General features: G+C 72.9%; 26 protein-coding genes. 24 read left to right on the top strand and 2 right to left on the bottom strand.

All coding sequences use genetic code 11. From position 1 onward, the window contains the following. Positions 1-22: 22 nt before the first annotated feature. The 14 genes from J2S42_RS12465 to J2S42_RS12400 all read left to right on the top strand — a co-directional run bounded on the left by J2S42_RS12465 (position 23) and on the right by J2S42_RS12400 (position 15,011). A complete protein-coding gene (locus J2S42_RS12465) occupies positions 23-1,567 on the top strand; it encodes a UDP-N-acetylmuramoyl-L-alanyl-D-glutamate--2,6-diaminopimelate ligase (RefSeq protein WP_370879169.1) in 1,545 nt (514 codons plus the stop codon). After that, a complete protein-coding gene (locus tag J2S42_RS12460) occupies positions 1,564-2,997 on the top strand; it encodes a UDP-N-acetylmuramoyl-tripeptide--D-alanyl-D-alanine ligase (protein WP_307238732.1) in 1,434 nt (477 codons plus the stop codon). Before J2S42_RS12465 ends, J2S42_RS12460 begins: the two co-directional genes overlap by 4 nt. After that, positions 2,994-4,118, top strand: coding sequence for a phospho-N-acetylmuramoyl-pentapeptide-transferase (mraY, locus tag J2S42_RS12455; protein ID WP_307238730.1), 1,125 nt, complete (start codon positions 2,994-2,996; stop codon positions 4,116-4,118). The genes J2S42_RS12460 and mraY overlap by 4 nt, the downstream gene beginning before the upstream one ends. 129 nt (positions 4,119-4,247) lie before the next feature. Further along, a complete protein-coding gene (locus J2S42_RS12450) occupies positions 4,248-5,723 on the top strand; it encodes an FtsW/RodA/SpoVE family cell cycle protein (protein WP_307238728.1) in 1,476 nt (491 codons plus the stop codon). A 48-nt stretch (positions 5,724-5,771) separates the two neighbouring features. After that, on the top strand, positions 5,772-7,196 hold the full coding sequence (murC, locus tag J2S42_RS12445; protein ID WP_307238726.1) for a UDP-N-acetylmuramate--L-alanine ligase: 1,425 nt from the start codon (positions 5,772-5,774) through the stop codon (positions 7,194-7,196). Beyond that, positions 7,193-7,963, top strand: coding sequence for a cell division protein FtsQ/DivIB (locus tag J2S42_RS12440; protein WP_307238724.1), 771 nt, complete (start codon positions 7,193-7,195; stop codon positions 7,961-7,963). The genes murC and J2S42_RS12440 overlap by 4 nt, the downstream gene beginning before the upstream one ends. Positions 7,964-8,307: 344 nt before the next feature. Then, positions 8,308-9,408: a cell division protein FtsZ gene (gene ftsZ, locus J2S42_RS12435; protein WP_307238722.1), complete on the top strand. Its 1,101-nt coding sequence runs from the start codon at positions 8,308-8,310 to the stop codon at positions 9,406-9,408. 58 nt (positions 9,409-9,466) lie between these two features. Further along, on the top strand, positions 9,467-10,165 hold the full coding sequence (locus J2S42_RS12430) for a YggS family pyridoxal phosphate-dependent enzyme (protein WP_307238720.1): 699 nt from the start codon (positions 9,467-9,469) through the stop codon (positions 10,163-10,165). Between the two features lie 289 nt (positions 10,166-10,454). Beyond that, a complete protein-coding gene (locus J2S42_RS12425; RefSeq protein ID WP_307238718.1) occupies positions 10,455-11,210 on the top strand; it encodes a cell division protein SepF in 756 nt (251 codons plus the stop codon). A 42-nt stretch (positions 11,211-11,252) separates the two neighbouring features. Then, on the top strand, positions 11,253-11,552 hold the full coding sequence (locus J2S42_RS12420; RefSeq protein WP_306826902.1) for a YggT family protein: 300 nt from the start codon (positions 11,253-11,255) through the stop codon (positions 11,550-11,552). A gap of 70 nt (positions 11,553-11,622) precedes the next feature. Next, the gene (locus J2S42_RS12415) at positions 11,623-12,453 is read left to right on the top strand and encodes a DivIVA domain-containing protein (protein ID WP_307238717.1); all 831 of its coding nucleotides are present in this window, start codon (positions 11,623-11,625) and stop codon (positions 12,451-12,453) included. Positions 12,454-12,474: 21 nt separating this feature from the next. Continuing rightward, on the top strand, positions 12,475-13,131 hold the full coding sequence (locus J2S42_RS12410) for a hypothetical protein (RefSeq protein WP_307238715.1): 657 nt from the start codon (positions 12,475-12,477) through the stop codon (positions 13,129-13,131). A gap of 45 nt (positions 13,132-13,176) precedes the next feature. Continuing rightward, positions 13,177-13,473 (top strand): DUF167 domain-containing protein, encoded by a 297-nt coding sequence (locus J2S42_RS12405; RefSeq protein ID WP_370879168.1) that lies wholly within the window; start codon positions 13,177-13,179, stop codon positions 13,471-13,473. After that, on the top strand, positions 13,470-15,011 hold the full coding sequence (locus tag J2S42_RS12400) for a potassium/proton antiporter (protein ID WP_307238712.1): 1,542 nt from the start codon (positions 13,470-13,472) through the stop codon (positions 15,009-15,011). The genes J2S42_RS12405 and J2S42_RS12400 overlap by 4 nt, the downstream gene beginning before the upstream one ends. Before the next feature lie 76 nt (positions 15,012-15,087). On the opposite strand, the gene J2S42_RS12395 is transcribed toward J2S42_RS12400, so the two are convergent. Next, a complete protein-coding gene (locus J2S42_RS12395; protein WP_307238710.1) occupies positions 15,088-16,326 on the bottom strand; it encodes a hypothetical protein in 1,239 nt (412 codons plus the stop codon). Between J2S42_RS12395 and J2S42_RS12390 the strand changes: the two genes are divergently transcribed. The 6 genes from J2S42_RS12390 (at position 16,325) to J2S42_RS12365 (ending at position 22,040) form a co-directional block, all read left to right on the top strand. Next, complete coding sequence (locus J2S42_RS12390) at positions 16,325-16,747, top strand: TraR/DksA family transcriptional regulator (RefSeq protein ID WP_307238707.1); 423 nt, start codon at positions 16,325-16,327, stop codon at positions 16,745-16,747. The genes J2S42_RS12395 and J2S42_RS12390 overlap by 2 nt on opposite strands. Positions 16,748-16,775: 28 nt before the next feature. Beyond that, a complete protein-coding gene (gene lspA, locus J2S42_RS12385; RefSeq protein WP_370879167.1) occupies positions 16,776-17,390 on the top strand; it encodes a signal peptidase II in 615 nt (204 codons plus the stop codon). Continuing rightward, positions 17,387-18,328, top strand: coding sequence for an RluA family pseudouridine synthase (locus J2S42_RS12380; RefSeq protein ID WP_307238705.1), 942 nt, complete (start codon positions 17,387-17,389; stop codon positions 18,326-18,328). Before lspA ends, J2S42_RS12380 begins: the two co-directional genes overlap by 4 nt. After that, positions 18,325-19,170: a hypothetical protein gene (locus J2S42_RS12375; protein ID WP_307238703.1), complete on the top strand. Its 846-nt coding sequence runs from the start codon at positions 18,325-18,327 to the stop codon at positions 19,168-19,170. The genes J2S42_RS12380 and J2S42_RS12375 overlap by 4 nt, the downstream gene beginning before the upstream one ends. Before the next feature lie 246 nt (positions 19,171-19,416). Next, complete coding sequence (locus J2S42_RS12370) at positions 19,417-21,192, top strand: MinD/ParA family ATP-binding protein (protein ID WP_307238701.1); 1,776 nt, start codon at positions 19,417-19,419, stop codon at positions 21,190-21,192. 47 nt (positions 21,193-21,239) lie between these two features. Further along, a complete protein-coding gene (locus J2S42_RS12365) occupies positions 21,240-22,040 on the top strand; it encodes a DUF2567 domain-containing protein (RefSeq protein WP_307238700.1) in 801 nt (266 codons plus the stop codon). A 205-nt stretch (positions 22,041-22,245) separates the two neighbouring features. Here the strand turns inward: J2S42_RS12365 and J2S42_RS12360 are convergent, their stop codons facing one another. Next, positions 22,246-22,947, bottom strand: coding sequence for an LON peptidase substrate-binding domain-containing protein (locus J2S42_RS12360; RefSeq protein WP_307238698.1), 702 nt, complete (start codon positions 22,945-22,947; stop codon positions 22,246-22,248). A 164-nt stretch (positions 22,948-23,111) separates the two neighbouring features. Here J2S42_RS12360 and hisD point away from each other — a divergent pair, with 164 nt between their 5' ends. The 4 genes from hisD to J2S42_RS12340 are packed head-to-tail and all read left to right on the top strand — an operon-like array spanning position 23,112 to position 26,261. Beyond that, entirely contained in the window at positions 23,112-24,437 is a 1,326-nt protein-coding gene (hisD, locus tag J2S42_RS12355) for a histidinol dehydrogenase (protein WP_307238696.1), read from the top strand. Further along, positions 24,434-25,501, top strand: coding sequence for a histidinol-phosphate transaminase (locus tag J2S42_RS12350; RefSeq protein WP_307238694.1), 1,068 nt, complete (start codon positions 24,434-24,436; stop codon positions 25,499-25,501). The genes hisD and J2S42_RS12350 overlap by 4 nt, the downstream gene beginning before the upstream one ends. Further along, entirely contained in the window at positions 25,498-26,109 is a 612-nt protein-coding gene (hisB, locus tag J2S42_RS12345; RefSeq protein WP_307238692.1) for an imidazoleglycerol-phosphate dehydratase HisB, read from the top strand. Before J2S42_RS12350 ends, hisB begins: the two co-directional genes overlap by 4 nt. Beyond that, entirely contained in the window at positions 26,106-26,261 is a 156-nt protein-coding gene (locus tag J2S42_RS12340) for a CG2302 family histidine operon protein (protein ID WP_307238690.1), read from the top strand. Before hisB ends, J2S42_RS12340 begins: the two co-directional genes overlap by 4 nt. Positions 26,262-26,264 lie beyond the last annotated feature (3 nt).

Below are 26,264 nucleotides of genomic sequence, written 5' to 3'. Positions count from 1 at the left end.
GGACCGGGTAGGGTCTGACGCCGTGCCCGGCAAAACGTCCCCGCCGACCTCGCCGCCGCGGCCCGTCGTGCCGACCGGACGAACGCTGTCCTCGCTGGCCGCGGTGCTGCGGACCGAGGTGCGGCAGTCCGGTGCCACGTCCGATCCGATTCTCACCGGGATCACCCACGACAGCTCCGCGCTGTACCCGGGTGATCTCTTCGCGGCGCTGCCCGGCGCGGCCCGGCACGGCGCCGAGTTCGCGGCGCGCGCGGCCGCGGCCGGCGCGTCCGCCGCGCTGACCGACCCGGCCGGTGCCGCCGCCGTGGCCGAGGCCGGGCTGCCCGCGCTGGTCGTCGACGACCCGCGCGCGGTGCTCGGCACGCTGGCCTCCGCGATCTACGGGCACCCGTCCGCCGCCATGCTGGTCATCGGCATCACCGGCACGGCCGGGAAGACCTCCACGGCGTACCTGGCCGAGGCCGGGCTGCGGGCCGCCGGGCACACCACCGCGCTGTTCGGCACCGTGGAGACCCGGCTCGGCGACCTCACCCTGCCGAGCACCCGGACCACGCCGGAGGCGACCGACCTGCACGCGATACTGGCCGTGGCGCGGGAGCGCGGCGTGACCGCGGTGGTGATGGAGGTGTCCAGCCACGCGCTGTCGCTGGGCCGGGTCGGCGGCGTGCGGTTCGCGGCCGGTGGCTTCACCAACTTCGGCCGCGATCACCTGGACTTCCACGACACCGCGGCGGACTACTTCGCGGCCAAGGCGCGGCTGTTCGACGGGCGCTGCGCGGTCGACGTGCTCAACCACGACGACCCGGCGCTGGCGCCGCTGCGCCACGATGCCACCGTGACCTTCTCCGCGGCCGGCGACCCGGTCGCCACCTGGCGTGCCGACGGCGTGCGCGCGGCCGGCTACCGGCAGTCCTTCACCGCGGTCGGGCCGGGCGGCCCGGTCGAGATGACGGTGGCGCTGCCCGGCCGGCACAACGTGGCGAACGCGCTGCTCGCGATCGCGGCGCTGGCCGGCGCCGGGGTGGACGTGAAGGAAGCGGCGGCCGGCATCGCGTCCTGCACGGGCGTGCCCGGCCGGCTGGAGCGGGTGGACGCGCCGTGCGGCATCGTCGGTGTGGTCGACTACGCCCACAAGACGGACGCGATCGTGGCGGCGCTGGACGCGCTGCGTGAGCTGAGCGAGGAACAGGGTGGCCGGTTGATCTGCGTGCTCGGTGCCGGTGGCGACCGGGACCGTGGCAAGCGGCCACTGATGGGTGCGGCCGCGGCCCGCGGCGCGGACCTGGTGGTGGTGACGGACGACAATCCACGCAGCGAGGATCCGGCGGTGATCCGCGCGCACGTCCGGGACGGGGCGTGCGCGGCGGGCGCCGCCGGTGTGGAGATCATCGAGGTGGCCGGGCGGCGTGCCGCGATCGACGAGGCGGTCCGGCGGGCCGTCCCGGGCGACGTGGTCGCGGTGCTCGGCAAGGGACACGAACGTGGTCAGGAGGTGAACGGCGAGGTGTTGCCGTTCGACGATCGGGTCGAGCTGGCCGACGCGCTGCGAAAGGTGGCGGCCGCATGATCCCGCTCACCCTGGCCGAGATCGCCGAGGCGGTGGGCGGGCGGCTGATGCACGCCGACCCGGCCGCGCAGGTGACCGGCCCGGCCGAGTACGACTCCCGCGAGATCGTGGCGGGTGGACTCTTCGTGGCGTTCCCTGGCGAGCACGTGGACGGCCACGACTTCGGCGCGCGCGCGGTGGCGTCCGGCGCGGCCGCGGTGCTGGCGACCCGGGACATGGGCCCGGACGTACCGGCGATCCTGGTGGACGACGCGCAGGACGCGCTCGCGCCGCTGGCCCGCCTGGTCGGGCGCCGGCTGATCGAGGCCGGGCTGACCGTGGTGGGGCTGACCGGCTCGTCCGGCAAGACCACCACCAAGGACATGGTGGCGCAGCTGGCCGCGGCGCTCGGCCCCACCGTGGCCACGGCCGGCTCGCTCAACAACGAGCTGGGCTTCCCGGTGACCGCGCTGCGCGCCACCGCGGAGACGAAGTACCTGGTGCTGGAGATGGGCGCGAGCGGTCACGGCCACATCCGGTACCTGAACGAGATCGTGCAGCCGCGGATCGGCGTCGTGCTCAACGTCAGCATGTCGCACCTCGGCGGGTACGACTCGGTGGACGGCATCGCGCAGGCCAAGGGCGAGATGGTCGAGGATCTCCCGGCCGGTGGCGTGGCGGTGCTGAACGCGGACGACCCCCGGGTGGCCGCGATGGCGTCCCGGACCAAGGCGCGCGTGGTGTTCTTCGGCGAGGGCGACCGTGCCGAGGTGCGCGCCGAGGACGTGTCGCTGGACGAGCGCGGCCGCGCGTCGTACACGCTGGTCACGCCGGACGGCCGGGTGCCGGTGTCGCTCGGCATGACCGGCCGGCACATGGTGTCCAACTCGCTGGCCGCCGCCGCGGTCGCGCGCGAGCTGGGCCTGACCGGCACCGCGCTGGCCGAGGCGCTCGGCGCGATGCGCACGGTCTCCACCCGGCGGATGGACGTCTTCGATCGCGCGGACGGCGTGACCGTGATCGACGACTCGTACAACGCGAACCCGTCGTCGACCGCCGCGGCGCTGCGCGCGCTGGCCACGCTGGCCGGTGACGGCCGCCGCCGGTCGATCGCGGTGCTCGGCCAGATGCGGGAGCTCGGCGAGCACTCCCGCGACGCGCACGCCGAGGTCGGCCGGATCGCGGCCGAGCTGGGCGTGGACCGGCTGCTCGTCGTCGACCCCGAAGCCGCGCCGATCGCTGACGGCGCCCGATCCGAACAGATGTGGAAGGGAGAGTCGGTGCTCCTAGCCGACCAGTCGGCGGCCATCGCGGCGCTGCGGGACGATCTCCGTCCCGGCGACGTGGTGCTCGTCAAGGCGTCCCGCTACCGGACGTGGAAGGTGGCCGACGCATTGCGCGCGGCGGACGCTGACGGCGTGCCGTTGACCATGGGGGATGCCGGCGCATGAGGGCAGTCATCGTCGCGATCGGCGTCGCGTTCCTGGTCTCGCTCTTCCTCACGCCGGTCGGCATCCGCGTCTTCACGGCGCTGAAGGCCGGGCAGCCGATCCGGACCATCGGCCCGCAGACGCACCTGGGCAAGAAGGGCACGCCGACCATGGGCGGCGTGGTCTTCATCATCGCCACCGTGATCGCCTACGTGGCCGGGCACGCCGTGCTGACCACGCTGCCGTCCCAGCAGATCGCGCAGGACCGGCCGACCATCACCGCGCTGGTGCTGCTCGGCCTGTTCGTGTTCTGCGGCGCGGTCGGCTTCCTGGACGACTTCATCAAGGTCCGCAAGCGCAACAGCGGCGGCCTCTCCGCCCGCGGCAAGCTGATCGGCCAGATGCTGGTCGGCGGCATCTTCGGCGTGATCGCGCTCTACTTCCCGAGCACGATGGTCGGCCTGGAGGGGCAGCGGATCAGCGACGAGACGGTCGGCAGCGAGACGATCTCGTTCATCCGGGACATCGAGTGGGCGCAGGTCGGCAAGGCCGGCTCGGTGATCATATTCATCTTCGTGATCATGTCGATGTCGAACGCGGTGAACCTGACGGACGGCCTCGACGGCCTGGCCACCGGCGCGTCCGTGATGGTGCTCGGCGCGTACTCGATCATCGGCTTCTGGCAGTACCGGCACTGGTGCGCGGACCCGAACTACACCATGGACTACTGCTACTCGGTGCGCGACCCACTGGAGATCTCGATGATCGCCGGAGCCGCCGCCGGGGCCTGTGTGGGATTCCTGTGGTGGAACACCTCACCGGCCCGGATCTTCATGGGCGACACCGGCGCGCTCGGCCTCGGCGGCCTGATCGGCGGCCTGGCCATGGCGAGCCGGACCATGCTGCTGGTGCTGATCCTGGGCGGCCTGTTCCTGATCATCACCATGTCGGTCGTCATCCAGATCATCTCGTTCAAGACCACCGGTAAGCGCGTGTTCCGGATGTCGCCGTTGCAGCACCACTTCGAGCTGGCCGGCTGGTCCGAGGTCAACATCGTGGTCCGCTTCTGGATCGTCGCGGGCATCGGCGTCGCCATCGGCCTGGGTATCTTCTACAGCGAGTTCCTCGCGGCCACGTCGTAGAAACTGCTGAACCCCATCCGGGGGTACGGGTTGATCCCGTACCCCCGGATGTTTTTTGTGAGCTTTTCTCTGCTCGACACGCCCGGCGGGCAGCGTGTCCACGGCGTGCCGGGCGCACATGATGGGGCCATGGCGGACGGCGTGAGCGAGGCGAAGGCGGCGGCGCCGCGGGCGGGCGTGGACCTCGGCGGCGGGCTGGCCGCGCTGCGCGGGCTGCTGGCCCGGCCGCTGGCCTCCTACTACCTGCTGCTGGCCAGCTCCGGTCTGCTGCTGGTGATCGGCTTGACCATGGTGTTCTCGGCGACCAGCGTGCGGGCCTACGCGGAGAACGGCAACGCGTTCGCGATGATCAGCAAGCAGGCGCTGTTCGCACTGATCGGCCTGATCGCGTTCTGGGCCGTGCAGCGCCTGCCGGCCACCACCCTGCGCCAGGTGGGATTCCCGGTGATGGTGGTCTCGCTGATCCTGCTCGCGATCCTGGACCTGCTGGTGGTGCTGGACGGCTTCGGCGTGATCGCGTCCCCGAAGATCGGCCCGGTCTCCGCGAACCTGCTCTGGCTGTACATCGGGCCGGTCCAGTTCCAGCCGTCCGAGCTGGCCAAGTTCGGCCTGGTGCTGTGGGGCGCCGACATGATCGCCCGGAAGGGCGCGGCGATGGGCTGGTGGCGCGAGCTGTCCATGCCGCTCGGCCCCGCGGTCGGCCTGCTCTTCGTGCTGGTCGGCTACAACGACACCGGCACCATGCTGCCGCTGCTCGGCATCGTGGTCGGCCTGCTCTGGACGGCCGGCGTGCGGCTGCGCGTCTTCGCCGCGCTGTCCCTGGTCGGGCTGGGCGGCATCGGCCTGCTGATCGCGGCCGCGTCGCAGGGTGCCGGCTCCGGCGAGGCGGGTGCGCCCAACTACCGGCTGGACCGGATCACCTCGTTCCTGGCCTCGCCGGAGGAGTGCGCGCAGGCCGGCTGCTACCAGATGATGCAGGCCCGGTACGCGATCGCGGACGGCGGCTGGTTCGGCACCGGGCTCGGCAAGAGCAGCCTCAAGTGGGGCTGGCTGCCGTCCGAGCACAACGACTTCATCTTCGCGGTCATCGCGGAGGAGCTGGGCGTGGTCGGCTGTGCCGTGGTGCTGGCGCTGTTCGCCGTGCTGGCCTACACCGGCTACCGGATCGCCCGCCGCGTGCAGGACCCGTTCCGCCGGCTGGCGGCCGCGTCCATCACCACCTGGCTGGTCATCCAGACCATCGTCAACGTGGGCGGCGTGGTCGGCCTCCTGCCGATCACCGGCCTGCCGCTGCCGTTCATCTCCGACGGCGGCTCCGCGCTGGTGGTGACGCTGGCCGCGATAGGAGTGCTGGCCTCGTTCGCCCGCGCCGAGCCGGACGCGGCCCGCGCGCTCAACGCCCGCCCACCGGCCCGCTGGGTGCGGCTGCTCTGGGCGCCGCTGCCCCCGCTGCCGCCGGCGGCCCGGGAACCGGAGGCGCCGGTCGCCCGGCGTGCCACCACCAGGGTGCCGGCCGGCCAGGAACGACAGGCCGCGCGACTGGCCCGGGCCGCGACCCGGGACCGGGTCACCCGGCTGCGTGGAGGGCCGGAGCGCAGAGGATGATGAGGCTGCCTGACGACCATGGCTGCGCGCGAGAGGGTTGATCGAGATATGAACACCGCGGAGCTCACTGCCGAGCAGCTGGGCTCGGTCCACCTGATCGGGGTCGGCGGCGTCGGCATGAGCGGCCTGGCCCGCCTGCTGCTCACCCGCGGCATCAAGACCAGCGGCAGCGAGCTGCGCGAGTGGCCGTACCTGGCGGCGCTCCGCGCGCTCGGCGGCACGATCCACATGACGCACACCGAGTCGAACCTCGACGGCGTCGACACGGTCGTCTACTCCACCGCGATCCCGCAGGACCACCTGGAGATGGTGGAGGCGCGCAAGCGCGGGCTGCGCGTGCTGCACCGGTCCGAGGCGCTGGCCGCCGCGATGACCGGCCGGCAGGCGATCGCGGTGGCCGGCACGCACGGCAAGACCACTACCACGTCGATGATCACGCTGATCCTGCAGCACGCGGGCGAGGACCCGTCGTTCGTGATCGGCGGCGAGATCTCCGAGGTGGGGTCGAACGCGCACCACGGCTCCGGGCCGTACTTCGTGGTCGAGGCGGACGAGAGCGACCGGTCGTTCCTGCGCTACCGGCCGCACGTCGCGCTGATCACCAACATCGACGAGGACCACCTCAACACGTACGGCGACCTGGCCGGGCTGGAGGCCGCGTTCGGCGAGTTCGCCCGGCTGGCCGACTCGCCGGTCAACGGGCGGGGCGACGGCTTCGTGGTGGCCTGCGCGGACAACGAGGGCACCCGCCGGATGGCCGCGCAGCTCCGCGCGGAGGGGCACACGGTCTACACGTACGGCGAGGCCGACGACGCGGACCTGCGCATCTTCGACATCCGCTCGTCCGCGGCCGGTGTGCGCTACCGCGCCGAACTGGACGGGCTCGCGCTCGGCGAGATCCTGCTCCCCACGCCCGGCCGGCTGCTCGGGCTGAACAGCTCCGCCGCGGTGCTCACCGCGCTGCGCCTCGGCCTGCCGATCGAGAAGGTGGTCGAGGCGCTGGCCTCGTTCCCGGGGGTGCGCCGCCGGTTCGAGCGCAAGGGCGTGGTCAACGGCATCATGGTGTACGACGAGTACGCGTACCACCCGGTGCCGGTCAAGGCCGCGATCGAGACGCTGCGCGAGGTGGCCGGCACCGGCCGGCTGATCGTCGTGTTCCAGCCCTACCGGGTCTACCGCACCCGCGACTTCCAGACCGAGCTGGCCGAGGCGTTGTCGCTGGCCGACGAGGCCGTGGTGATGGAGGTCTTCGGCCCCGGCGAGACCAGGCTGCCGGGCGAGGGCGGCGTGTCGCTGACCGCCGCGATCGACCTGCCGGCCGAGCGCAAGGTGTTCGTGCCGGACTGGGACGGCGTGGCCGCCGAGGTGGTCCGCCGGGCCCGGCCGGGCGACGTGGTGGTGACCATGGGCGCGCCGCCGAGTTCGATGCTGGGCGACGAGCTGATCGCGGCGCTCGGAGCCGCGGCGGAATGAGCGATCAGGGCGGTGTGCGGCGCTGGCGGCTGGTGCGGGCGGACCGGGACGCGGTCCCGCCGTCCGTGCGGCGCTTCATGCGCCGGGCCCGCCAGCGCCGGATCCGCGCGGCGCTGCCCTGGGCGGTCGCGGTGGCGATCCTCGCGGTCGCGTCCGGCATCGGCTGGATGATCTACGGCACCAGCGTGCTCGGCGTGCGCCGGGTCGAGGTGACCGGCGCGGTGCTGCTCGACCCACCGCGGGTGCGCGACGCAGCCGCGGTGGCCGACCTGACGCCGCTGGCCCGGGTGGACACCGGCGCGGTCGCGGCCCGGGTGGAGGCGCTGGCGCCGGTGGACCGCGCGGTGGTCTCCCGCCGCTGGCCCGGCACGCTGCTGATCGAGGTGATCGAGCGCACCGGCGTGGCCGCGGTGCCGCATGGCGACGCCTTCGCGGTCGTGGACGACGAGGGCGTGGCGTTCCGGACGCTGCCGGAGCGCCCGGCCGAGCTGCCCCGCCTGGAGGTCGCGAAGCCCGGCCCCGACGACGTCAACACGCGCGCCGGGCTGGAGGTGCTGGCCGCACTCAGTGCCGAGCTGAAGGCAAAGTTGATCTCCGTCACGGTGGAGGCGCCGGCCCGGATCCGGCTCAACCTGGCGGACGAGCGCACCATCATCTGGGGCGACTCCTCGCAGAATCCGGTCAAGTCTTCCGTGGCCACGGCGTTGCTGGGCCGCGAGGAGAAGACGATCGACGTCAGCGCGCCCGAGGTCGTGTCGCTCAGATAGGGCGACTTTCGACACACGCGGTGTGAGGCGCCGCCGACCGTAGTGAACATTTGGGACAAAGCAGTCTTCTTTTGCCCCAAATGTTCCACTACAGGCCGGATCTGAGGCGCCGAGCCGGAGGAGCGGAGCGACGACCAGAAACACGACACGCCGTGTCGGTTCTTGGTTGAGGCCTCACGTCCGCATACGTTGCCGGAGAGGTTGCGTGGTTGACATAACTCTCGACCTCTAGTAGAGGGTGAGGGTTCCGCCTCAACCTCAACGTTCCGGCGCATAAGTCGACACGGCCTGACCGGGCCTTTGTCGCCGATGCCCGTCAACCTCGGGGAAGGGAAGGCAGACCGATGACTCCTCCGCACAACTACCTGGCGGTTATCAAGGTCGTCGGTATCGGTGGCGGCGGCGTCAACGCCGTCAACCGGATGATCGAGGTTGGGCTCAAGGGTGTCGAGTTCATCGCGATCAATACCGACGCGCAGGCGCTGTTGATGAGTGACGCCGACGTGAAGCTGGACGTGGGGCGCGAGCTGACCCGCGGTCTTGGCGCGGGTGCGAATCCCGACGTCGGCAAGAACGCGGCCGAGGACCACCGCGACGAGATCGAAGAGGTCCTCAAGGGCGCGGACATGGTGTTCGTGACCTGTGGCGAGGGCGGCGGCACCGGCACCGGTGGCGCGCCCGTCGTGGCGAACATCGCGCGCAAGCTCGGCGCGCTCACCATCGGCGTGGTGACCCGGCCGTTCTCGTTCGAGGGCAAGCGCCGCCAGGTGCAGGCCGAGTCCGGCATCGACGAGCTGCGCAACCAATGCGACACGCTGATCGTGATCCCGAACGACCGGCTGCTCGCGCTCGGTGACCGCGGAATAAGCATGATGGACGCGTTCCGCCAGGCCGACCAGGTCCTGCTCTCCGGTGTCCAGGGCATCACCGACCTGATCACCACGCCGGGTCTGATCAACCTCGACTTCGCGGACGTGAAGAGCGTCATGTCCGGCGCGGGCAGCGCGCTGATGGGCATCGGCAGCGCCCGCGGTGACAACCGCGCGGTCGAGGCGGCCGAGGCGGCGATCTCCAGCCCGCTGCTGGAGCAGAGCATGGACGGCGCCCGCGGCGTGCTGCTCTCCATCGCCGGCGGTTCCGACCTGGGCCTGTTCGAGATCAACGACGCGGCGCAGCTGGTCACGGACGCGGCCCACCCGGACGCCAACATCATCTTCGGCGCGGTGATCGACGACGCGCTCGGCGACGAGGTCCGGGTGACCGTGATCGCGGCCGGCTTCGACGGCGGCGCTCCGGCGTACAAGCCGGTGGAGTCGGTGCGCAAGCCGCAGCCGGCGCCGCTGCCGACCGCACCGGCCAACCCGCTCCCGCCGCCGCCGCAGGAGCGCCGCAAGGTGCTCTTCGACGACGTCGACGTGCCGGACTTCCTGAAGAACGGCTCCTGAGCAGTGCCATTGACCGGCCCGGGGACTCCCCGGGCCGGTTCGTCTCCGGAGGACAATAGTGAGTGACGCGCGGCGGGACGAGATCGCCGGCAACCTTGCCGTGGTGCGCGCCCGCATCGACGCGGCGTGCGCGGCGGCCGGGCGGGACCCGGCCGGCGTGACGCTGATCGCGGTGACCAAGACCTACCCGGCGTCGGACGTCGAGCACCTCGCTGCGCTCGGCGTCACGGACGTGGGAGAGAACCGGGACCAGGAGGCCGCCCCGAAGGCGGCGGCGGTCACCGCGCCGGTCCGCTGGCACTACATCGGGCAGTTGCAGCGCAACAAGGCCCGCTCGGTCGCCCGGTACGCGGACGTCGTGCACTCGGTGGACAGCGAGCGGCTCGCCGAGGCGCTGGCCACCGCGGCCGCCCGGCAGCGGGACACCCCGATCGAGGCGCTGGTCCAGGTCAACCTGGACGGCGAAGCGCACCGCGGCGGCGCCGTGGACGACGACGTCGAGCGGGTCGCGGACGCGATCGCGGCCCGCCCGGAGCTGACGCTGCGCGGTGTGATGGCGGTGGCGCCGCAGGACTGGGAACCGGCCGCCGCGTTCGCCCGGCTGGCCGCGGTGGCGGCGCGCGTGCGGGCCGCGCACCCGGGCGCGGAGCTCGTCTCCGCGGGCATGAGCGGCGATCTGGAGGCCGCGATCGCGCACGGCGCGACACACGTGAGGGTGGGCGGCGCGTTGCTCGGCTTGCGCGCACCGCTGCGGTAGCCTGACCGCGGAACCGAACTACATGAGTGTGATTCAACCGCGATGGGGGATTCACGAAGGTCCAGCGGGGGTATCAACCGGCCCTCGCCGGTCCGGGGAGGGACTGATGTCGAGGTTCCACCGCAGGGCAGCGGCACGGCAGGGGGCGGTGCCGTCACGGCGGAGGCGAGGTGGGGGCAGGCATGAGAGGGCGTAACGGTACGGGGTTCGGCGAGCACGCTCGGCGGACGCGGGAGGGGCTCGCGGTGCTGCGTCACGCTGTCCGCCTCCGTGGCGCGGAGGTGATCGGATGAGCGCCCTGCGCCGAGCGGGTGTCTGGCTCGGTCTCGTCGAGGAGGACGACGACCCCCGCTACGACGACTCGCGCTACAGCGACGACGGCTACCGGTCCAGCTACCGCGGGCGTGACCACGACCGCCGGCGGTACACCGAGGACTTCGAGGACGAGGACGAGGAGATCGACGAGCCGCCCGCGGTGCCCCGCACCCGCGGCCGGTCCGACCTCCGCGACCGGACCTCGCGCATCGACCGGGAGCGGCACGAGCGGCCGTCCCGCTCCTCGGTGCGCGAGGAGATGGAGCGCATCGAGGCCGAGCGCGCCGAGCGCGAGCGGGAGCAGCAGGAGCAGCAGACCGCGACGGTACGGCCGATCACCCGAACGGGTGGCGGGGTGTCCGGCGCGCTCACCTACCCCACGCAGGAGAGTCTGGCGCTGGCGCCGCCGCTGCCCACCCCGAGCCGGGTCACGGTGCCGGAGGAGGAGCAGCGCTACCAGATCACCACGCTGCACCCGACGACGTACCGGGAGGCGCGGACGATCGGCGAGCACTTCCGGGACGGCGTACCCGTGATCATCAATCTCACCGAGATGGATGAGGGTGACGCCCGCCGTCTCGTCGACTTCGCGGCCGGACTGGCGTTCGGTCTTCGGGGTACGATCGAGCGAGTGACCAACCGGGTTTTCCTGCTCTCGCCGGCCAACGTTCAGGTCACCGCGGAGGACAAGGCCAAGATCGCCGAGGGCGGGTTTTTCAGTCAGACCTGACCCGACGCTGTCCTACCTGAGCTACTAGGGGCCCCGCTCGCCGTGCTGTCGATCGTGTTGCAAGTCCTCTACCTGCTGCTGTACGTGTTCTTCCTGACACTGCTGGCACGATTCGTGCTGGGCGCGGTGCTGCAGTACGGGCGGCGATGGCAGCCGAGCCGGGGTGCGGCCGCGGCACTGGAGTCGGTGTGGAGCGTCACTGATCCACCCCTCAAGGCGTTGAGGCGTGTGATCCCACCACTGCGAATTGGTACCGTGAGCTTCGACCTGGCCTCCCTTGTGCTGCTGGTTATCCTGATCGTGCTGATGGAACTCGTGGTACGGCCGTTGATCATCAGGTGAACAACGTGCAAAGGGTTGAGAACCTGACGACCAGCGCGCCACGCGGCCGCAACTGACCCGAGGAGTTTCGATGCCGCTGACCCCGGCCGACGTCCACAACGTCGCCTTCAAAAAACCCCCCATCGGCAAGCGGGGGTACGACGAGGAGGAGGTCGACGCCTTCCTTGACGAGGTCGAGCGCGAGCTCGCCCGTCTGATCGAAGAGAACAACGAGCTCCGCGCTCAGGTCGAGCGTGGTGGCGGTCGCCCCGTCGCCCCGGCCGGTCCGGGCGCCGACCCGCGGATGGCCGCCGAGCTCAACGACCTCAAGGCGCAGCTCGACCGTGTCCAGCGGGACAAGGCCGCCGCCGACCAGGCCGCTCGCGCCATGCAGGCCGAGCTCGACCAGGTGCGCGCGCAGGGTGGCCCGGCCGGTGGCCTGGGTGGCCCCGGTGCCAACCCGGACGGTGAGCAGCAGGCGCTCCGCGTCCTGATGATGGCCCAGCGCACCGCCGACGACCACGTCGCCGACGCGCGCCGCGAGGCCGACAAGCTGCTGACCGACGCCCGCACCAAGGCGGAGGAGGTCACCCGCGAGGCGCGGGCCAAGGCGGACGCGCTGGAGCGCGACGCCCGCCAGCGTCACCAGGAGGCCATGGGCGGCCTGGACGCGAAGCGGTCGGCGCTGCAGAAGCACATCGAGGAGCTCAAGCAGTTCGAGCGGGAGTACCGCACCCGCCTGAAGGCGTACCTCGAGAGCCAGCTCCGCGACCTCGACGGCCGTGGCCAGGGGCTCGAGGCGGAGCTGACCCGCAGCGAGGGCAACCGCGCGGTGGGCGGGTCCGGCGGTCTCGCCGCGGCGGGTCTCGCCTCGTCGTACGGCGGCGGTCGCAGCGGCTCCTCGATCGAGTCCGGCCGCTAGTCCTCGCGACGGGGGTGAGCCATGATCGTCATCAGCCTGTTGCTCATCCTCGTCGCGATCACGCTGCTCGTGCTCGGGTTGATGAGCGCGTCCAGCCTGCTCCTGATCGGCTCGATCGTGGGCAGTCTGCTCGCTGCCGTGACCCTGGTGGTCGGCATGCGGCAGGCGGCCGCCGCGCGCGCCGAGATGGTCGACAACGCGGACGTGATGGCCGAGGCCGACTCGAAGAGCGATGAGTACGGTGCGCCCGCCGAGGAGTACCTCGACGAGGAGTTCGCCGGTTACGAGGGCCGCCGGCAGCGACGGGAGGGCACCCCGTCGACCGTCACCTCCACCGAGTTCCGGGACGAGGCCTACCCGGGGTACGGCGCCGCCGAGCCGGAGGCGCCGGCCTACCGCGAGGCCACCGTCCCGCCGCCGCGCGAGCCGGCCGACGACCCGGAGGACGAGCCGGAACCGCAGCTGGTCTCTGCCGCCGAGGCCGCGCGCGTCGCCCGGATGACCGCCGACGTCTACGTGGTGGACGGCCGTCCGCGATACCACCTGGCCGGCTGCGTCCACCTGATGGACAAGGAGGCGGAGCCGCTCCCGGTCAACGAGGCGGCCGAACTCGGCTTCACCCCCTGCGGCCTGTGCGAGCCGGACAGCGCGCTGCTCGCCGACGCTCGTCGAGTGTGATCTTCACAGTCGCGTAACCGGGCCCCCGCAGCTGCGTTCGACAGAATGAGGGGCATGGACGTTTCCGTGCCCGTCCGGGTCAAGCCCGGTGCATCGCGCGCGCGGGTCGGTGGCCGGCACGACGGGCCGCACGGCCCGGCGCTGGTCGTCGCCGTGAACGCGCCGCCGGTCGACGGCCGCGCCACCGAGGCCGCGCGCCGGGCCCTCGCGACCGCGCTCGGCGTGCGGCCCGCGTCCGTCACGCTCAGGCTCGGCGCCGCCAGCCGCGACAAGGTCTTCCTGGTCGCGGACGCGCCCGAGGCGCTGGCCGCGGCCGTGACCGAGCTGCGGGACGGCGGGTGAGCGGCGACATAGACCTGGCACTGCTGCTCGGCGCCGCCGTCGTGCTGATCGCGGTCGCCGCGGTCCGCATCTCCACCCGCTTCGGCTTCCCCAGCCTGCTGATCTACCTCGGCATCGGTCTGCTGATCGGTGAGGACGGCTTGGGCATCCGGTTCGACGACGCGGAGCTGACCCGGGTGCTCGGCTTCTGCGCGCTCATCGTGATCATCGCGGAGGGCGGCCTGACCGCGCGGGCCAGCACGCTGCGCCCGGTGCTCGGCCTGGCCGCGCTGCTCTCCACGGCCGGCGTCGCGGTCAGCATCGTCACCGTCGGCGTGGTCGTGCACCTGCTGCTCGGCCTGGACTGGCGGCTCGCACTGCTCTACGGCGCGGTGCTCTCCTCCACGGACGCGGCGGCGGTCTTCGCCACACTGCGCCGCCTGCGGCTGCCATCGCGGCTGGTCGCCACGCTGGAGGCCGAGTCCGGCATGAACGACGCACCGGTGGTGATAGTCGTGGTGCTGCTCTCCACCACCGGCTTCGGCGCCCATCCCTGGTGGTACGAGCTGCTGATCGTCGGGTACGAGCTGGTGGCCGGCGCCGCGATCGGCTGGGCCGTGGGCGTCTCCGGCCGCTGGCTGCTCCGGCACGCCGCGCTGCCGTCCGCCGGGCTGTACCCGATCGCGGCGGTGGCGCTGACCGTGCTGGCGTACGCGGCCGGTGCGGTCGCGCACGCGTCGGGCTTTCTCGCGGTCTACGTCGCCGGTGTGCTGCTCGGCAACGCGCGGCTGCCGCACCGGGCCGCGATCCTCGGCTTCGCGGACGGGCTGGCCTGGACCGCGCAGATCGGCCTGTTCGTGCTGCTCGGCCTGCTAGCGGCGCCGGACCGGCTGCCGGGCGCGATCGACGAGGCGCTGGTCGCCGGTCTCGCGCTGGTGCTGCTGGCACGCCCGCTGTCGGTGCTGGTGTCCGCGCTGCCGTACACGCTGCTCCGGCCGTTGCGCCGGCGGATCCGGCTGGGCTGGCGGGAACAGACGTTCCTGTCGTGGGCCGGGCTGCGCGGCGCGGTGCCGATCGTGCTGGCCACGATCCCGCTCTCCGAGTCCGTACCCGGTGCGCGGCGGCTCTTCGACGTGGTCTTCGTGCTCGTGGTGATCTTCACGCTGGTGCAGGGCGGCACGCTGGCGCCGCTGGCCCGCCGCCTCGGCGTGGTGGCCGACGCGGAGCCCACCGAACTGTCGGTGGAGACCGCGCCGCTGGACCGGATGGGCGCGGACCTGCTGACGCTGGCGATCCCGGCCGGGTCCCGGCTGGGCGGCGTGCACGTGGACGAGTTGCGGCTGCCGGTCGGTGCGTCGGTGACGCTGGTGGTGCGCGACGGCTCCGGTTTCGTGCCGGCGCCGGACACCCGGCTGCGGTCCGGCGACAGTCTGCTCATCGTGGCGACCGCGGAGGTCCGTGAGGTCGCGGAGCGGCGGTTGCGCGCGGTGAGCCGGCGCGGTCGGCTGGCGCGCTGGTTCAACGAGTACGGCGCGGACGGCGGGGCTCCGGACCGGTGATACAGGCTCTGATCGATCTTAGGAGGGCTGTGTCGGATTTGCGATAAATTACCCGGACAGATGTGGTGAAAATGGTTCACCACGGTGCGCCCTGTTGTCGGATTCGCTCACGGTCCGTATTCTTGCGAACCTCCGGAGTGCACGGCGTCCGCCGTGCGCCCGTTTTTTGCACGTGGGGGGCGCCATGGTCAGGCGGGGCGGACATGGCTAAGAAAGTTACTACTGGCGACCAGGAGGGCACTGGCCGTAAGGTGTCGGGACGGGCCGGCACGGCCGCGACCACGGCGACGGCCGCCAAACCGGGAAACCGGGGACGCGCCGGTACCGCGGCGAAACCGGCCGGACCCGCCGCGACGGGGGCGGTCAGCTCGCCGAACCGTGGTCCGGCCGCCGGCCGGGCCGGGGCGAGGTCGAGCACCCCCGCGGCGCCGAAGAACAGCACAGCGAAGAAGACGACCGGCGGGACCGGTGCGTCCGGTGGGAAGTCCGCGACGGGCACAACGGCCGGCGCGGCGTCCCTATCCGGCACGACGGGCCGGTCCGGCACGACGGGCCGATCCACCGGCGCCGCGACGACGCCCGTCACCCGCGCGGGTGCGGCGAAAGCCGCCCCGGCCGGAACCGCATCGGCCGAGATCGTCAAAGCCAAGGTCACTCCAGCCAAGGTGACCCGGGCCAAGGGCGACACGGCGAAGGTGAACGCGGCGAAGGTGGATTCCGTCAAGGCCGGCCCGGCCAAGGTCACCCAGGCCGAGGCAGCGCCGGTCAAGGTAGCTTCGGCCCGGACCGCTTCGGCCGGGACAGCGGCGACCGGGACCGCGGCCGTGCGGGCCAAGGCCGGGCCGTCGGCCGGCACCGCACCCGGCGGGACGGCAGTGGCCGGTGCGGCGGAGACCGGGGTCGCGGCGGCCAGAGCCGCGGCAGCCAGGGTGACGCCGGCCAGGGCGGCGGCGGGCAGGACGACATCGGTCCGAACGGCGGCCAAGGCAGGGCCGGTGAAGACCACGGCCAAGGCCGCACCGGGGCGGGCCGCGGCCAAGGCCGCGCCGGTGAAGACCGCGGCCACAACCGCGCCGGCCGGGAAGCACGCGATCACGGCACCAGCTGAAAAAACGGCGAAGGCCACCGAAACGGTACGGGCCGGAGCCGGGAAAGCCACGAAGACCACCCCGGGGAGAAGCGCCGCCCCGGCCGGGAACACGACGACGAACCGGGCCGGCACCACCGCCACCCGGGCGGCACGGATCGACACGACGCGGGCAGACACAGCACCGCCGACCGCCGCGACGAGCGCGGCCGAGGGAGCGACGACCATGGCGAAGGCAGCCGAGACCAGCACGCCGACCCGCAAGACCGCGCCCGCGAAGGGCGCCCGCAGCGCGGCCGAGACCGAGAAGATCCGGGCCGCCCTCGCGGGCCGCCGGGACGAACTGCGCCACGAGTACGATCAGACCCTGATCGAGATCGCCGGCCTGCAGCGCGAGAGGCTGGGGGACTCGGCGGGCGACGACCAGGCGGACACCGGCACCAAGACGTTCGAGCGCGAGCAGGAGATCACGCTCGCGAACAACCTCCTGGAGCGGATCAACCAGGTCGAGCGTGCGCTGGAGCGGCTGGACGAAGGACACTACGGGTGGTGCGAGCGGTGCGGGAACCCGATCCCGGTCGAGCGGCTGGCCGCGTTCCCGTCCGCCACCCGGTGTGTGAAGTGCAAGCAACTGGAGGAGCGGCGCTGACTTCCGCGCCGCCGGGGAGGACGGACCGGTGACGGTGGAGGCGCAGCAGCCGCCCGCAGAAGCTGGGGCGAGCAGGCCCGGCAGTGTCCGGCGGGCGGTCACCGTCCTCGGTGCGGTCGCGTCGGTGATGGTCGCGGCGGACTTCGCGACCAAGGAGATCGCGCTCGCGACGCTGAACTACCGCGACGACGTGACGGTGATCCCGGGCGTGCTCTACTGGAGCCTGATCCGGAACAGCGGCGCCGCGTTCAGCCTCGGCGAGGACTACACCTGGATCTTCCCGATCGTCGCGATCCTGGTGGCCGGCTGGATCGGCTGGATGGCGCGGTCGCTGCGGTCGATCCCGTGGGCGATCTCGCTGGGCCTGGTGCTGGGCGGCGCGGTCGGCAACCTGATCGACCGGGTCTTCCGCGAGCCGTCCCCGTTCCAGGGGCACGTGGTGGACTTCGTCAGCGTGTTCCAGCCCGGCGGCGGTGCGTTTCCGATCTTCAACTGGGCGGACAGCTCGCTCAGCATCGGCGTGGTGCTGGCGGTGCTGCTGGAGCTGACCGGCCGGCAGCGCGACGGCTCCCGGATATCCTCGGACGGCGGCAAGAAGCCCGCCCCCGGCAGCAGTGACGAGAAGGACAGCACGAGCGCGTGACGCAACCCCCCGGTGACACCCGATCCCTCCCCGTACCCGACGGCCTGGACGGCCTGCGTCTCGACGCCGCCGTCTCCCGCCTGTTCGGGCTCTCCCGCACCGCGGCCGCCTCGATCGTCGAGGCCGGTGACGCGTACGTCGACGGCGTCCGCCGCGGCAAGTCCGACAAGGTCTCCGGCGGCGCCTGGCTGGAGGTGACGCTGCCCGCACCGGCCGCGCCGCCCACCGTGGTCGCGGAGACGGTGGAGGGCCTGCGGGTCGTTCACTCCGACGACGACATCGTGGTGGTCGACAAGCCGGTCGGCGTCGCGGCCCACCCGAGCCCGGGCTGGACCGGCCCGACCGTGATCGGCGGGCTCGCCGGGCTCGGCCACACCATCGCGACCAGCGGCGCCGCCGAGCGTCAGGGGGTTGTGCACCGGCTCGACGTGGGTACCACCGGGCTCATGGTGGTGGCGAAGAGTGAGCACGCGTACACGGTGCTCAAGCGCGCGTTCAAGGAGCGCGAGGTGGAGAAGCGCTATCACGCGGTCGTGCAGGGGCATCTCGACCCGCTGCGCGGCACGATCGACGCGCCGATCGACCGGCACCCGTCCTCGGACTGGAAGTGGGCGGTGATGACCGGCGGCAAGCCGAGCGTCACGCACTACGACACGATCGAGGCGTTCCGCTCGGCCAGCCTGGTCGACATCCGGCTGGAGACCGGGCGCACCCACCAGATCCGGGTGCACATGTCCGCGATGCGGCACCCGTGCGTGGGTGACCTCACCTACGGCGCCGACCCGACGCTCGCGCAGCGGGCCGGCCTGCACCGGCAGTGGCTGCACGCGCGCGAGCTGAGCTTCACGCACCCGGGTACGTACGAGGAGGTGCGGTTCGTCAGCCCCTACCCGGACGACCTGCAGCACGCCCTCGACGTGCTGCGCGCCGCGAGTTGACCGGACTGCTGCGCCGGCTGGACCAGCGGGTGCTGCCGCCGCTCGGCCGGGGTCTCGCGCGCGCCGGCCGTACCCCCGGCCGGTTGCGGTTCCTGACCGGCGCGGCCGTGGCCGCCTCCACCGCGGTGCTGCTGACCGCGGTCTGGGCCGCGGACCGGCCACCGCCGGCCGGCGACGACACCGTGGGTGACGTGGTGCGCGTCGGCGTGGCCGAGGGTGGTTCGATCCCGGGGTACGCGGCGGAGTCCGACGCCGAGCTGGCCGCGCTCGGCGGCACCGACAGCGCGTTCGCGCTGGTCACGTTCACCGAGTATCTCGCGCCGGACCGGCTGGCCGCCGCGCTGGACGGCCGTGCCGTCGCGGTGGTGGTCGGCCGGGTGCCGCTGCCCGGCACGCAGACCGAGATCGTCCGGATCGCGGTGCAGCGGCTGCCGGCCGACCTGATCGGCGGCATGCGCGTGATCGCCGAGCGCAAGGACCGGGAGGCGGCGGACTACCGCCGGCTGAGCGCGAAGCTGACCGGTGACTCGGCGCCGGAGTCGGAGTTGCGGACCGTGTACGACAGCGGTGCCACGGTCGCCGCGGCGGAGGCGACCGCGTACCGCGACGGGTGTTCGTGTCTCTACGCGGCCGTGATTCGGGCCACGCCGGCGGAGCTGTCCGCGCTCGCCGGACGGCCCGAGGTGCGCGTCGTCGATCCGGCCCGCGAGCTGTCCCGCCTCGACCGGGCCGTGCTCCTGCCGCCGCTGCCGGAACAGGACGACGTGGTCAAACCACCTGTGGACGGTCTCACAGAATCCATGGCTCCGAACGGCACACCCGTGACGCCGGGCGGCCGATAGGGGAGAATGGCAGCATCCCGGCGCGGCCCCACGCGTTGAACCATCCGGCAGCGCGGCAGCCCCGTACCGACGGTCAGGTTCGGCGATCGGGGCGGTGGCCGCACGATCAGGCACGCATCGTTAGGGTCTGCGGAGTCCGGTTTCGGGTAGACGGCCGGACGATTGGGATGAGGATGCGGGTGTGGCCTGAAGCGGGTTTCCTTCGTAGCCTGTCAGGCAGACCATTGGCGCTGGGAGGATGCATCCGTGGAGGGCACCGAGACCGACTGGGGTCGGGCGCAGGAACCGCCGCCGCGATGGCGCGCGCTTCTTGACCGTGCCCTGCTCGGTGGCCGGACCGGGGAGCATGCCCAGGTGAACGCGGACCGGGCGGGCCGCGGTGAGCCCGGCTACCCGGCGAACGGGCATAACGGTCATCCCGGTGCGAACGGCTATCCCGAGTCGAACGGCTACCCCGAGTCGAACGGCTACCCCGAGGGCGGAAACCGGTACGAGGCGGAGTCGTCCCGCCGTGGCTACCTCGAGTCCGCACCGCCCGGCGGCAACCCGTTCGACGGCCCCGTGCCGCCGCCGGACAGCCCGCTCCCGCGCCGGCCGCAACGCACCCCCGCGTCCCCGTCCTACGGCGCGGCCGTGAACGGGCGCCCGGACCCGGTGCAGCCGCCACCGGCGCAGCAGCCGCCGATGCGGCCCGGTCCGGACGGTCCCGGCATGGGCCGCCGCCAGCCGTACCCGCCGTCCGCCGGTGCCTACGGCGGGCAGTCCGTGCAGCCGCCACCGGTCGCGCCGGACGAGGGCGCCTTCGAGTCCCGCTACGCCGCGCTGGACCCGCGCTACTCGCCGGTCCAGCCCGGTCGCTACCCGTCCGGCCCGTCGACGCCACCGGCGGCCGCTCCGGCGCCCCCACCGGTGCCGCAGGCCGCCGCGCCGGCGCCACCGGTCCCGCAGGCCCCGCCGGTACCGCCCGCGTCCGCTCCGGCGCCCTCGGCCGGTGCCTACGGTGGCGTGCCGCAGGCCTACGCCGCGCCCGAGCGCGACTACCCGCAGCCGTCGCGCTACTCGATCCTGTCCCCGCCCGGGTACGTGCCGCCGCCCCCGCCGCCCACGCCCGAACCACCCGCGCCGCAGGCCGCGCCGGGCCGGTTCCAGTCGAAGAACGTCGGCTTCCTCGGCAACGCCGCGCCCGAGGCCGCGGCCCGCCCCGCGGCGGACGTGGAGACCGAGCGCGCGATCAGCGTGCTCAAGCGCGACCTCGGCGGCCCGCGCGTGATGGCGTTCGCCAACCCCAAGGGCGGCGTGCACAAGACCACCGCGACCGTGCTCGCCTCGGCCGCGGTCGGCAGCGTGCGCGGCAAGGGCGTGCTCGCCTGGGACGACAACGAGCTGCGCGGCACGCTCGGCCTGCGGGCCGGCAGCGCCCGGCACGCGCGCACGGTCCGGCATCTGATCGCGGAGCTGGCCCAGATCGAGATCGCGCACGGTGCCGAGCTGCTCGACCGGCTCGACGACTTCCTCCGGCACGCCTCCGACGGGTCGTACGACGTGCTCGCCGGTGAGGAGAACCCGCGCTTCGCCCAGCGTCTCGACCAGCACACGGTCCGCCGCGTGCTGGAGCTGCTGCGGCGTACCCACGACGTGATCTGCGTGGACACCGGCAACAACGTGGAGAGCGTGAACTGGCAGACCGTACTGCAGGCCGCGGACCAGCTGGTGGTCACCACGGTCCCGCGGGAGGACGCCGCGTTCACCGCGGACTGGATGCTCGACCTGCTCGACGACGTCGGCATGGGCGACCTGGTGTCGAACGCGGTGACGCTCATCTCCTGTCCCACGCCGGGCAAGTCGCCGCTGCTCGACGACCTGGAGAAGCACTTCAAGACGCGTACCCGCGCGGTCGCGATCGTGCCGTACGACCCGGCCCTGGAGACCGGGGCGTCCATCGAGTACCACCAGCTCCAGCCGGAGACGCGGAACGCGTGGCTGCGCGCGACGTCGATGATGCTGGAGCCGTTCGCCCGCTGATCCGGGTCCCGGCGGCACGCCCGTACGGCGCCTGAGAGGATCGGGGCGTGAGCGCGTCCAGTCGGCAGCCCGGTGTCAGCGGTGTCCCGTCCGAGGATCAAGGCCCGGAGCCGTCGCCGGTGTCCGTACCGGAGCTGCCGGCCCCCGAGGATCCGCCGGGTCGGCTCGGTACACCAGGTCCGCCGCTCGGCCGGGAGATCGCCTGGTCCACCGGTGCGGCGCTGGTGATCGCGGCGCTCGGCGTCCCGCTCGGGCTGCTGTGGGCCGTGCTGGCCCCGGACGTGCCGGTCGTGCAGGGTGAGAACGGGCCGCTGCTCACGTCCGCGCAGCCGGAGCAGTTCGTGGCCGCTGACGGGTGGTTCACGTTTCTGGGCATCGCGTTCGGCATCCTGATCACGGTGGCGGCCTGGTACGTGCTGCGCCGCTACCGGGGCGCGATCGTGCTGACCGCGGTGACGCTGGGCACGATCGGCGCGGCGCTGCTCGCATCCTGGGTGGGCAGCCGGGTCGGGCTGAGCGAGTACGAGCGGCTCAAGGCCACCGCGGCAGTCGGTGAGCACTTCACCAAGCCCGCCGAGCTGCGCGCCGGCGAGGTGCACCTGTTCCTCGGCTTCCTGCCCGGCATCCGCGGCGACCTGCTGGCCGGCCCGCTGGCCGCCGCCGCCACCTACACGCTGCTGGCCGGCTGGTCCCCGTGGCCGTCGCTGCGCCCCGAGCCGCTGCCCACCTATCCGCCGGACGACCCCGCCCTCACCCCTCCTCCGTCCGGCGCCGGCACGCCGTTGCCGGCCGGGCCGGCGTACGTGGAGGAGACCGGGACCGAGGGCCCACCGGAAGCCGGCAGGTAGCCGACGGCTCCGCCCGGCGGGGCGGGAGCGTCACAAGCCCTTGATCGCTCAGGAGCTCGCGGGCTGCATCGACGGGGCGCGGGCGGGTTGCGGGACCGCGGCGGGACCGGCAGGGAGGCCGCCGGCGGCCGACCGGTGCTCGCCGGAGCACTCGGAACGTGCCCACGCCGGAAGCGGGACCATGAATTCCCGCAGGCGCGAAAGTCTAGTTCTGGCTGGACGGCGTGGCGTATTCGGAGAGCGGGACCGGCACCGCGCGGACCGTGCGGAACAGTGCGGCCTCGCGGGTGAGCAGCTTGAGTTCGGCGCGGAGGCGGGCCGCGGTGTCGGTCGCGGCGAGCAGCGCCTGGCGGTCCTCGACCGTGAACGCGCCGGTGGCCGCGACCAGGTGGGAGAGCGTGGTCGGGTCGTCCGGGAGCTGTTCCGGCGTATCCGGCGACTCGGGGCGCATCAGCTGTAGGTACTCGCGGAACGTCGCGAGCACCCGCGGGGCCAGCAGGTCGGCCACGTCCTCGGCGCCGGACGGCTCCGGGAGCCACTCGACCTGGGCGACCAGGTACGGCGCCGGGTCCGGCATAACCTCGGTGATCCGGAAGCGGCGGCGGCCGACGGTGAGCAGATCGTACTGCCCGTCGGGCAGCTCGGTGACCTGGCGCACCTCGGCGGTGCAGCCGATCTCGTGCAGCGTGACCCGGGCGGCGGCGGAGTCGGGACCGCCCGGTCCGGCGGGCAGCACCTCCCAGCCGCTGCGGATCGCGACGACGCCGAACTCGCGCGGCGTCTCCTCGGGGCGGGCGACCAGGTCCCGGACCAGCTCGCGATAGCGCTCCTCGAAGATGTGCAGCGGCATCACCAGGCCGGGGAAGAGCACCGTCCCCAACGGGAACACCGGCAACCGCGTCACCACGCCACGAGCGTAGCGGAACCGCCCTGGCCCGTGAGCCCCGCGCCTCTTCCGATCATCGGCCACCCCGTCATCGTGGCGCACCGGGGGCCGGTTCCGCTGCGTTATCGTCCCGGCAGCCGGACTGGCCCCTGCCCGCCCGGAGCGGGCCGAATAGACTCCCAAGGGTGTTGAACCGGATCGACCTGCGGAGCGCGGCGGACGCCGCGGTGCCGCGTGGCCTGCTGCCCCGTGCCCAGCTCGACGTCTCGGTCGCGACCGAGACCATCCGCCCGCTCGTGGAGGCGGTCCGGGAGCATGGGTTCCCGGCCATCCGCGAGGCGACCGAGCGGTTCGACGGCGTGCGTCTGGAGCGGCTGCGGGTGCCGGCCGAGGCGATCGCGGCGTCGCTGTCCGCGCTGGAGCCGGAGGTGCGTGCCGCGCTGGAGGAGGCGATCGCCCGCACCCGCAAGGTGCACGCCGACCAGCGCCGGCGGGACGTGACCACGCAGGTCACGGCCGGCGGCACGGTCACCGAGCGCTGGCTGCCGGTGTCCCGGGTGGGTCTCTACGTGCCCGGCGGCCTGGCGGTGTACCCGTCGACCGTGGTGATGAATGTGGTGCCCGCGCAGATCGCCGGCGTGGACGCGCTGGTCGTGGCCAGCCCGCCGCAGAAGGAGAACGGCGGCCTGCCGGACGCGCGGGTTCTCGCCGCGTGCGCGCTGCTCGGGGTGGACGAGGTCTACGCCGCAGGCGGGGCACAGGCGATCGCGATGCTGGGCTACGGATCGACCGGCGCGGTCGACGGCGACGGCTGCGCGCCGGTCGACGTGATCACCGGCCCGGGCAACATCTGGGTGACCGCGGCGAAGCGGCTGCTGCGCGGCGTGGTCGGCATCGACGCGGAGGCCGGGCCGACCGAGATTGCGATCCTGGCCGATGACACCGCCGACCCGGTGCACGTCGCGGCCGACCTGATCAGCCAGGCCGAGCACGACCCGCTGGCCGCGAGCGTGCTGGTCACGCCCTCCGAGAAGCTGGCGGACGCGGTCGAGGACGCGCTGGCCCGGATGGTGACGGCCACCAAGCACTCCGAGCGGGTCAGCACGTCGCTGACCGGTGAGCAGTCCGGCATCGTGCTGGTCAAGGACCTGGAGCAGGGCCTGCGCGTGGTCGACGCGTACGCGGCCGAGCACTTGGAGATCCAGACGCGGGATGCGCGGAGCTGGGCGATGCGGGTGCGCAACGCCGGTGCGATCTTCGTGGGCGCGTTCGCGCCGGTGTCGCTGGGCGACTACTGCGCCGGTTCCAACCACGTGCTGCCGACCGGCGGCTGCGCCCGGCACCAGTCCGGCCTGTCCGTGCAGTCGTTCCTGAAGAACGTGCACATCGTGGAGTACGACGAGCCCGCGCTGCGCGAGGTCGCGGCGCACGTGGTCGCGCTCGCCACGGCGGAGGACCTGCCCGCGCACGGCGAGGCCGTGTCCGCGCGTTTCCCGGGGGGCCTGGCGTGATCGACCTTCCGATCCGGGACGACCTGCGCGGCCTGAGCCCGTACGGCGCACCCCAGCTGGACGTGCCGGTCCGGCTGAACACGAACGAGAACTCGTACCCGGTGCCGGACGAGGTCGTCGAGGCGATCGGCAAGGCGCTCCAGGCCGAGCTGCGCGACCTCAACCGGTACCCGGACCGGGACGCGGTGGCGCTGCGCTCCGCGCTCGCCGACTACCTCGGGCACGGCCTGACCGTCGCGCACGTCTGGGCGGCGAACGGGTCGAACGAGGTCCAGCAGCAGTTGCTCCAGGTGTTCGCGGGCCCGGGGCGGACCGCGCTCGGCTTCACCCCGGCCTACTCGATGCACCCGCTGCTCGCGGTCGGTACCGGCACCCGCTGGGTGGACGGCCGGCGCGGCGAGGACTTCGGGCTCGACGCGGAGCACGCGGTCGCGCAGGTCCGGGAGCATCAGCCGGACCTGGTCTTCCTCTGCTCGCCGAACAACCCGACCGGCACCGCGCTGGACCCGGCCGTGATCGCGGCCGTGCTGGACGCCGCGCCCGGCATGGTGATCGTGGACGAGGCGTACGCGGAGTTCGCCCGGCCCGGCACGCCGAGCGCGCTGGAGGTGCTGCCCGGCCACCCGCGGCTGGTGGTGACGCGCACGATGAGCAAGGCGTTCGGGTTCGCCGGTGGCCGCCTGGGCTACCTGGCCGCGCACCCGGCCGTGGTGGACGCGGTGCAGCTGGTCCGGTTGCCGTACCACCTGTCCGCGCTCACCCAGGCCGCGGCGCGGGCCGCGCTGTCGCACCGGGCCGCGCTGCTGAGCACGGTCGAGGCGATCAAGACCGAGCGGGACCGGATCGTGTCGACGCTGCGCGGCGCCGGTCTCACGGTCGCCGACAGCGACGCCAACTTCGTGCTCTTCGAGGTGGGCGGCGACCAGAAGACCGCCTGGCGCGCGCTGCTCGACCGTGGTGTCCTCGTCCGGGACGTCGGACTGCCCGGCTGGCTGCGCGTGACGGCCGGCACCCCCGACGAGACCGACGCTTTCCTGAACGCGATGAAGGAGCTTGACCGATGAGCCGACGGGCGCGGATCGACCGCACCACGAACGAGACCAAGGTGCGCATCGAGCTGGACCTGGACGGGACCGGCAAGGGCGACATCAACACCGGCGTGGGCTTCTTCGACCACATGCTCAACCAGATCGCCAAGCACGGCGGCTTCGACCTGACCGTGCACACCGAGGGCGACCTGGAGATCGACGCGCACCACACGATGGAGGACACCGCGCTCGCGCTGGGCACCGCGTTCGCGGAGGCGCTCGGCGACAAGGCGGGCATCCGGCGGTACGGTTCGGCCACCATCCCGATGGACGAGGTGCTGGTCCGGGCCGCGCTCGACCTGTCCGGCCGGCCGTACATGGTGCACGACGAGCCACTGCTCACGCCGTACATCGGGCCGGTCTACCCGACCAGCATGACCCGGCACATCTGGGAGTCGTTCGCGCAGACCGCGAAGATGACGCTGCACGTCTCGGTGCTGCGCGGCGCGCGCGAGGGCGGCCACCCGGACGCGCACCACGTGGTGGAGGCGCAGTTCAAGGCCGTGTCCCGGGCGCTGCGCGAGGCGGTGGAGATCGACCCGCGGAACGCGGGCGCGATCCCGTCCACCAAGGGCACCCTGTGATTTCGATCCTGCTGCTGGCTCTCGCGGGCGTGCTGGCCGGTGGGGCGTTCTCGCTCCACCGGCAGGAGGCGAGCACGTTCTCGATAGCCGTCACCGGGCTCCTCGCCGCGCTGGCCGCGGCGGGCGGCATCCTCTGGCTCATCCCGGAATAGGGG

Source organism: Catenuloplanes indicus, assembly GCF_030813715.1.
GTDB lineage: Bacteria > Actinomycetota > Actinomycetes > Mycobacteriales > Micromonosporaceae > Catenuloplanes > Catenuloplanes indicus.
This window is presented reverse-complemented; position numbering and strand designations above follow the sequence as displayed.

Excerpts from the sequence above, each read along its gene's own strand:
- J2S42_RS12460 (WP_307238732.1), top strand. The coding sequence starts at position 1,564 with ATGATCCCGCTCACCCTGGCCGAGATCGCCGAGGCGGTGGGCGGGCGG.
- mraY (WP_307238730.1), top strand. The coding sequence starts at position 2,994 with ATGAGGGCAGTCATCGTCGCGATCGGCGTCGCGTTCCTGGTCTCGCTC.
- J2S42_RS12450 (WP_307238728.1), top strand. The coding sequence starts at position 4,248 with ATGGCGGACGGCGTGAGCGAGGCGAAGGCGGCGGCGCCGCGGGCGGGC.
- murC (WP_307238726.1), top strand. The coding sequence starts at position 5,772 with ATGAACACCGCGGAGCTCACTGCCGAGCAGCTGGGCTCGGTCCACCTG.
- J2S42_RS12440 (WP_307238724.1), top strand. The coding sequence starts at position 7,193 with ATGAGCGATCAGGGCGGTGTGCGGCGCTGGCGGCTGGTGCGGGCGGAC.
- ftsZ (WP_307238722.1), top strand. The coding sequence starts at position 8,308 with ATGACTCCTCCGCACAACTACCTGGCGGTTATCAAGGTCGTCGGTATC.
- J2S42_RS12425 (WP_307238718.1), top strand. The coding sequence starts at position 10,455 with ATGAGCGCCCTGCGCCGAGCGGGTGTCTGGCTCGGTCTCGTCGAGGAG.
- J2S42_RS12415 (WP_307238717.1), top strand. The coding sequence starts at position 11,623 with ATGCCGCTGACCCCGGCCGACGTCCACAACGTCGCCTTCAAAAAACCC.
- J2S42_RS12410 (WP_307238715.1), top strand. The coding sequence starts at position 12,475 with ATGATCGTCATCAGCCTGTTGCTCATCCTCGTCGCGATCACGCTGCTC.
- J2S42_RS12405 (WP_370879168.1), top strand. The coding sequence starts at position 13,177 with ATGAGGGGCATGGACGTTTCCGTGCCCGTCCGGGTCAAGCCCGGTGCA.
- J2S42_RS12390 (WP_307238707.1), top strand. The coding sequence starts at position 16,325 with ATGGCGAAGGCAGCCGAGACCAGCACGCCGACCCGCAAGACCGCGCCC.
- J2S42_RS12395 (WP_307238710.1), bottom strand. The coding sequence starts at position 16,326 with ATGGTCGTCGCTCCCTCGGCCGCGCTCGTCGCGGCGGTCGGCGGTGCT.
- hisB (WP_307238692.1), top strand. The coding sequence starts at position 25,498 with ATGAGCCGACGGGCGCGGATCGACCGCACCACGAACGAGACCAAGGTG.